General features: G+C 71.8%; 7 protein-coding genes and 3 tRNA genes. 8 read left to right on the forward strand and 2 right to left on the reverse strand.

The genetic code is table 11. The annotated features are described in order from the left end of the window. Complete coding sequence (locus QCD68_RS11225; protein WP_110902629.1) at positions 1-489, reverse strand: YajQ family cyclic di-GMP-binding protein; 489 nt, start codon at positions 487-489, stop codon at positions 1-3. A 160-nt stretch (positions 490-649) separates the two neighbouring features. Here QCD68_RS11225 and QCD68_RS11230 point away from each other — a divergent pair. The 5 genes from QCD68_RS11230 (at position 650) to QCD68_RS11250 (ending at position 3,418) form a co-directional block, all read left to right on the forward strand. Continuing rightward, positions 650-732 (forward strand) — tRNA-Tyr (locus QCD68_RS11230). A gap of 176 nt (positions 733-908) precedes the next feature. Continuing rightward, on the forward strand, positions 909-1,739 hold the full coding sequence (locus QCD68_RS11235) for an inositol monophosphatase family protein (protein WP_301223067.1): 831 nt from the start codon (positions 909-911) through the stop codon (positions 1,737-1,739). 156 nt (positions 1,740-1,895) lie between these two features. Continuing rightward, positions 1,896-3,137: a M23 family metallopeptidase gene (locus QCD68_RS11240; RefSeq protein WP_301223068.1), complete on the forward strand. Its 1,242-nt coding sequence runs from the start codon at positions 1,896-1,898 to the stop codon at positions 3,135-3,137. Positions 3,138-3,227: 90 nt separating this feature from the next. After that, positions 3,228-3,299: transfer RNA gene (locus tag QCD68_RS11245), tRNA-Thr, on the forward strand. 45 nt (positions 3,300-3,344) lie between these two features. After that, positions 3,345-3,418 (forward strand) — tRNA-Met (locus tag QCD68_RS11250). Between the two features lie 176 nt (positions 3,419-3,594). Here QCD68_RS11250 and QCD68_RS11255 read toward each other — a convergent pair. Further along, positions 3,595-4,002, reverse strand: a complete 408-nt coding sequence (locus tag QCD68_RS11255; RefSeq protein ID WP_301223069.1) for a hypothetical protein — start codon at positions 4,000-4,002, stop codon at positions 3,595-3,597. 132 nt (positions 4,003-4,134) lie between these two features. Between QCD68_RS11255 and QCD68_RS11260 the strand changes: the two genes are divergently transcribed. The 3 genes from QCD68_RS11260 to QCD68_RS11270 are packed head-to-tail and all read left to right on the forward strand — an operon-like array spanning position 4,135 to position 6,037. Then, on the forward strand, positions 4,135-4,584 hold the full coding sequence (locus tag QCD68_RS11260) for an FAS1-like dehydratase domain-containing protein (protein WP_111074352.1): 450 nt from the start codon (positions 4,135-4,137) through the stop codon (positions 4,582-4,584). After that, positions 4,581-5,003 carry a MaoC/PaaZ C-terminal domain-containing protein gene (locus QCD68_RS11265; RefSeq protein ID WP_111074351.1) on the forward strand — a complete coding sequence of 141 codons (423 nt, stop codon included), beginning with the start codon at positions 4,581-4,583 and terminating at the stop codon, positions 5,001-5,003. The genes QCD68_RS11260 and QCD68_RS11265 overlap by 4 nt, the downstream gene beginning before the upstream one ends. A gap of 2 nt (positions 5,004-5,005) precedes the next feature. Then, complete coding sequence (locus QCD68_RS11270; protein WP_301223070.1) at positions 5,006-6,037, forward strand: UDP-N-acetylmuramate dehydrogenase; 1,032 nt, start codon at positions 5,006-5,008, stop codon at positions 6,035-6,037. The last annotated feature ends 114 nt before the right edge of the window (positions 6,038-6,151 follow it).

Here is a 6,151-nt window from a genome sequence, read left to right on the forward strand (position 1 = left end):
TCAGCGGAAGTTGATGAACTGCAGGGGCACGTCGAACTCCTGGCCCTTGAGCAGCTGGATGGTCTGCTGCAGGTCGTCGCGGCTCTTCGAGGAGACCCGGAGCTCGTCGCCCTGCACCTGGCTCTTCACCGTCTTCGGTGCCTCGGCCCGGATGACCGCGCCGATCTTCTTCGCGATGTCCTGCTCGATGCCGTTCTTGAACTTCACCTCGATGCGGAACTCCTTCCCCGAGGGGAACGGCTCGCCGGCGTCGAGGCTCTTCAGGCTGATGCCGCGCTTGATCGCCTTCGTCTGCAGCACGTCGAGGACGGCCAGCGCGCGCTCCTCGGTCGACGCCTTGATGAGGACGTCCTCGCCGCTGAACGCGACGGACGCGCCGACGCCCTTGAAGTCGTACCGCTGCTCGATCTCCTTCGCCGCCTGGTTGAGGGCGTTCTCCGCCTCCATCTTGTCGACCTTGCTGACCACGTCGAAGGAGCTGTCTGCCATGCCGCACAGCCTATCCGGCGGCACGCAGGCCGGTTCCGGGAGGCCCGACACACCCCCGGCAACCGGCCAGCGTCCGACCGTGGTCGCGAGCACCTCCGGACATCGGCTATGCTCTTCACCGCGCCTTCGGTCGGTGATGACACGGGCCGGGTGCGCACATGGCGAGTTACCCAAGCGGCCAAAGGGATCTGACTGTAAATCAGCCGGCGTATGCCTCCGGGGGTTCGAATCCCTCACTCGCCACTGTGCTAGCTACACATTCGTGTTGGCTTGTCGTGATGGCCCCGTCTTCGGACGGGGCCATTTCTGCGTTCCCGGGGGTTCGGCGGAGCCGGGTGGAGCGTCGTTCGGCGGAGCCGGGCAGTTCGGCGGACCCGGGTGGAGCGGCGGGGGATCGGCTGGTCGGGCAGGATCGGGGTATGACGAATGCTCCCGTGTCTGCTGCTCCCGATGCCCTCGCCGACCTGGCCGAGGCGATCGCCCGTGAAGCCGCCGCACTCGCGGCGCAGCGCCGGGCCGAAGGGGTCGAGGTCGCCGACCGGAAGTCGAGCATCGCCGACGTCGTGACCGCCGCCGACCGCGAGGTCGAAGCGCTCATCCGCCGACGCATCAGCGAAGCACGCCCCGACGACGCCTTCCTCGGCGAGGAGTCCGGCACAGCGACCGGCACCTCCGGTCTGACCTGGGTCGTCGACCCGATCGACGGCACCGTCAACTACCTCTACGGCAGCCCCGTCTACGCCGTGAGCATCGGGGTCGTCCGCGGTGTCCCCGACCCCGCGATGTGGGAGCCCGTCGCCGGTGTCGTGATCGCGCCGGCCACCGGACAGGTGTACCGCGCCGTCGCCGGGGGAGTGGCCACCCTGGACGGACGCCCGCTCACCGTCGCTGCACCGGAGTCCCTCGCCGAGACCCTCGTCGCCACCGGCTTCGGGTACACCGCCGAACGCCGGTGGGAGCAGGCGGCCGTCCTCGCCGGGCTGATCACCGAGGTTCGCGACGTCCGCCGAGCCGGAGCTGCCGCCCTCGACTGCTGCGCCGTGGCCGCGGGCACCGTCGACGCCTACTACGAACGCGGCATCAACCCGTGGGACATGGCCGCCGGCTCGATCGTGGCTGCTGCGGCCGGCGCGGACGTCCGCACGTGGGAGGTCGGCGACACGCGGTCCTTCCTCTTCGCCGCGCCGAGCATCGTCGAGGACCTCGCCACCCTCGTCCGCACGCTGGAGGACGACGTCCTGGGCGACTGAGCTCCGACCCGGGCCGAGCGACCCGCTCTGGGGGGTCTGCACAGGCGTGCACACGACTGGCGAGCACCGAACTCCTTTGCTACCGTTCAGGAGTCCCGTTACCTGCTCGTTACCGACGAGCGCCCGTGCCTCGAACTCAGGATCATCACCGAACGCATGCTCGACTCCTCGCAGACGCCCACGACCATCGACCGCAACGCCCCCGGGGCGACGCCGTCCGTGCACCTGACGAGACGAGCTCGGATCGAAGCCGAACGCGCCGCCGCGAAGACGTCCCGACGCCGGTCGGACGTCGACCGCTCGGTCGCCGCACCCGCTCGTGACGCTGCTCGTCCGGCACCCGTCGGCTCCGGCCCCGCGACCCCGCCGGCCCCCTCGTCGCCCGTCCTCCCGGCCTCGAGCGCGGCACCGCTGACCCCGCCGGCACCGTCCTCCCCGGTCGTCGCACCGCTCGCCGAAGGTGCTCCGGTGTCGGCCGCCGCTCGTCCCGCCGCTGCACGCCGCACCCCGGCGACGAAGCGCGCGACCAGGTCCGCTGCGTCGAAGGCGACTCGCGCCGCCGCGCCGAAGGCCACCCATGCCGCGGCCCCGGCCGTGCCGGTCATCGCCGACGGCCCCCGGGTGGACCGGGCCACGCGGCACATCGCCCGCACCGCACCGGCCGCCGGTCGTCCGACGCGGGCCTCCGGTGCCTCGTTCCGCCGGACCGCCTCCCGCGTGACCGTCGTCGGCGCCCTGCTCTTCACCGCCGGCCTCGTCGTCTCGACGTCGCTGCCCGCGCAGGCCCTCTACGTCCCGCAGCCGGGTGCCGCGACCGTCCGTGCCTCCGTGCAGGACGCGCAGTCGCTCTCCGTCGGCGACGCCGTCGAGGGCACCGTGGACCGCGACGCCTACACCGTGTCCGAAGCGCAGCGGAGCGTCACCCCGGCCGCCGGCATGGCGACCGACCCCTCGACGTTCACGAACGACGCCAACGGCACGATCCAGTGGCCGTTCCCGGTCGGTGTGCCGATCTCGTCGGGCTTCGGCGGCCGACAGGTCGCCGGGTGCTCGTTCTGCTCCACGTTCCACCAGGGCGTCGACTTCGCTCCGGGTGCCGGAACCGCCATCGGTGCGGTGGCCGACGGCACCGTCATCAAGGTGCAGGCGAACGACGGTGGCTTCGGCAACGACGTCTGGATCGAGCACGACGTGGACGGCAAGCAGTTCGTCAGCGTCTACGGGCACATGCTCGACAACTCGTTCCAGGTCGTGCAGGGCGAGCACGTGAAGGTCGGTCAGACCGTCGGTCTGGTCGGCAGCACGGGCAACTCGACAGGCCCGCACCTGCACCTGGAGATCCGCATCGACGGCGTCCCGGTGGACCCGCTGGCGTGGCTCCAGGCCAACGCGAACTAGCCCTCGCGGACGGCACGCCCGGGCGTCGCGGTCGGTTCCAGACCACCGTCGCGGGTCTGCTATCCTCGTGTGGTGCCGCTCGCGGTACTCGCCCCGATAGCTCAGTGGTAGAGCACTTCCATGGTAAGGAAGGGGTCGTCAGTTCAATCCTGACTCGGGGCTCCGACTCGCAGTGTTGTCACTTCGCAGTGATCACTGCGGATCCATGGCGGGGTAGCTCAGTTGGTTAGAGCACACGGCTCATAATCGTGGTGTCGCGGGTTCAAGTCCCGCCCTCGCTACCGTGCTGGTCGAACGAGTGTGATCAGCGGGAACGACGTCAAGACGGCAAGGCCCGGCGCAGCAGCGCCGGGCCTTCGTCGTTCCCCGCACCGCCCGTTCCGTGACGGTCGCCCGGTCCTCGACGACGGGCCCCGCGCCTCCCGCCAGACGGGCCCCGCGCCTCCCGCCCGACGGATCAGCGCAGCCTGATGCCCGACGTGTCGACGCGGTCCGTGCGGTGCAGCAGGACGCCGCCGCCGTGCAGGGTCGTCTCGACCAGGCCGGCGATGCGGTGCCAGGCCTCCCGTCGGCGGTTCGCCCCGATCATGCCGCCCACGACAGCCGCTCCGTGACCCGCGTGCCGCAGCGTCAGGACGGCATGGCCCGGCGTTGACGTCAGCGCGAGCTCGTACCGCCGGTACTGCCGGGACGGGTGGAGCAGTGCGCCGAGGAGCACCGTCATGACGGGGTTCCCCGCGGTCACGAGCAGGCGGCCCTCGCCGGACACGACACGGTGTCCGACGGCGCGCAGGGCAGCGTCGACCAGCCCGACCGCCGTGCGCCCGTGGTGTTCGAGCACCGTGTACTCGGTCGTCGTCTCCATCGCCACTCCCCACCCCCGCCCGGTCGTCCCCCGACCGAGCGCCGCCAGCCTAACCGATGCAAACTCATGGACAAGGTCGAGCTCATCACCAACGTCGAGTCCGGCGTCCGAGGGCCTCGGTAGACTGCCCGGGTGTCAGTGAACCCCGAGCTCGTCGGCAGGACGTTCCCGCCGGCCCCGCCGTACCTGGTCGGTCGTGAGAAGGTGCGCGAGTTCTCCCGCGCCGTGTTCGCGACCAACCCGATCCACTCCGACCCCGCCGCCGCACGGGCCGCCGGGCACGCCGACGTCGTCGCCCCGGCCACCTTCGCGGTCGTCGTGCAGGAGGCCACGCTCGCGCAGCTCCTCGCCGAGCCGGACGCCGGCATCGACTTCTCCCGTGTCGTGCACGGCGAGCAGAAGTTCGCCTACGCCCGACCGATCGTCGCCGGGGACGAACTCACCGCGACCCTCGCCGTCACGAGCGTGAAGACCCTGGGCGGCAACGCGATGGTCACAGCCGAGTCGAGCGTCGTCGACGCCGACGGACAGCACGTCGTCACCGCCACGTCCACCCTCGTCGTCCGAGGAGATGACGCATGACCGACACCGCCGCCGACCTGCAGGTCGGCACCGTCGTCGCCGAGCGCCAGGTGCACCTGACCCGCGACTCGCTCGTCCGCTACGCCGGTGCCTCCGGGGACTTCAACCCGATCCACTACCGCGACGACGTCGCAGCCTCGGTCGGGCTGCCCGGTGTCCTGGCGCACGGCATGCTCACCATGGGCCTCGCCGTCCAGCCAGTCGCCGAGTGGCTCGGCGACCGCGGTTGGGTCGCCTCGTACGGCGTCCGCTTCACCCGCCCCGTCGTCGTCGACCCGACCGACGGTGCCGACGTCGGCGTGGTCGCCAAGGTCGGCACCCTCGACGACCAGGGCCGCCCGCAGCGCATCGACCTCACCGTGACCGCCGCCGGGCAGACCGTGCTCGGCAAGGCGCAGGTCACCGTGGCGTTCCACTGACCGTGGCGGAGACGACGCTCGCCGAGCTCACGACCCTGCGCGTCGGCGGTCCGGCCGGCCGACTGCTGGTCGCGGACACGACCGACGAACTCGTCGCCCACATCGTCGACGCCTGGGCGGACGAGGACGACTGGCTGGTCCTCGGCGGCGGCAGCAACCTGCTCGTCGCCGACCAGGGCTTCCCCGGCACCGTCGTGGTGGTCCGAACCCGAGGGGTCGACGCGCGGGACGACGCCGACGGCGTCACCGTCCGCGTCGCCGCGGGGGAGCCGTGGGACGCGTTCATCGCGACCACCGTCGAGCGCGGATGGACCGGACTGGAGGCCCTCAGCGGCATCCCGGGCACGGTCGGTGCCGCCCCCGTGCAGAACATCGGCGCCTACGGGGTCGAACTCTCCGACGTGCTCACCGCCGTCGACTTCCTGGACGCCGAGACCGGCGAGCGTTCCTGGGTCCCCGCGTCCGAGCTGGCGCTCGGCTACCGCACGAGCACCCTCAAGCACGGTCGTCGCGGCGTCGTGCTGACCGTCGAGTTCCGGCTCGGGACGGCTTCCGACGAGGGGGTCCCGGTGCGGTACGCCCAGCTCGCGGGGTCCCTCGGCGTCGAACTCGGCACCCTCGTCGCCCCGGCCGACGTCCGCGCCGAGGTCCTGCGGTTGCGCGGCTCCAAGGGCATGGTGCTCGACGACGCCGACCCGGACACCTGGAGCGCCGGCTCGTTCTTCACCAACCCGATCGTCTCGGCCGGGTTCGCGCAGACGATGCCCGACGACGCACCGCGCTGGCCGGCCGGTGACGACGTGAAGCTCAGCGCCGCCTGGCTCATCGAGCACGCCGGGGTGCACCGCGGCTACGGCGTGCCGGGGTCCCGCGCCGGGATCTCCACGAAGCACACCCTCGCGCTGACGAACCGTGGGGGAGCGACGGCGGCCCAGGTCGCCGAACTCGCGCGCTACGTGCAGGTGACGGTCGCGAACCGCTTCGGCGTCACGCTCGTGCCGGAGCCCGTCGTGGTCGGGGACCTGCTCGCCTGACCGACGGTGCCGGCAACGGTTGCGGCGTGGCGGACGCGAGGAGTGCCTCCCGGCCGTCGCCGACTCCGACGACATCGCTCCCCGCAACGACGACGCGCCCCGTCGAGACGGGGC

This window comes from Curtobacterium sp. PsM8, from assembly GCF_030433875.1.
Classification (GTDB): domain Bacteria; phylum Actinomycetota; class Actinomycetes; order Actinomycetales; family Microbacteriaceae; genus Curtobacterium.

What these genes read in the sequence shown, in the direction of transcription:
- QCD68_RS11225 (WP_110902629.1), bottom strand. Translation starts at nt 489, where the DNA reads ATGGCAGACAGCTCCTTCGACGTGGTCAGCAAGGTCGACAAGATGGAG.
- QCD68_RS11235 (WP_301223067.1), top strand. Translation starts at nt 909, where the DNA reads ATGACGAATGCTCCCGTGTCTGCTGCTCCCGATGCCCTCGCCGACCTG.
- QCD68_RS11240 (WP_301223068.1), top strand. Translation starts at nt 1,896, where the DNA reads ATGCTCGACTCCTCGCAGACGCCCACGACCATCGACCGCAACGCCCCC.
- QCD68_RS11255 (WP_301223069.1), bottom strand. Translation starts at nt 4,002, where the DNA reads ATGGAGACGACGACCGAGTACACGGTGCTCGAACACCACGGGCGCACG.
- QCD68_RS11265 (WP_111074351.1), top strand. Translation starts at nt 4,581, where the DNA reads ATGACCGACACCGCCGCCGACCTGCAGGTCGGCACCGTCGTCGCCGAG.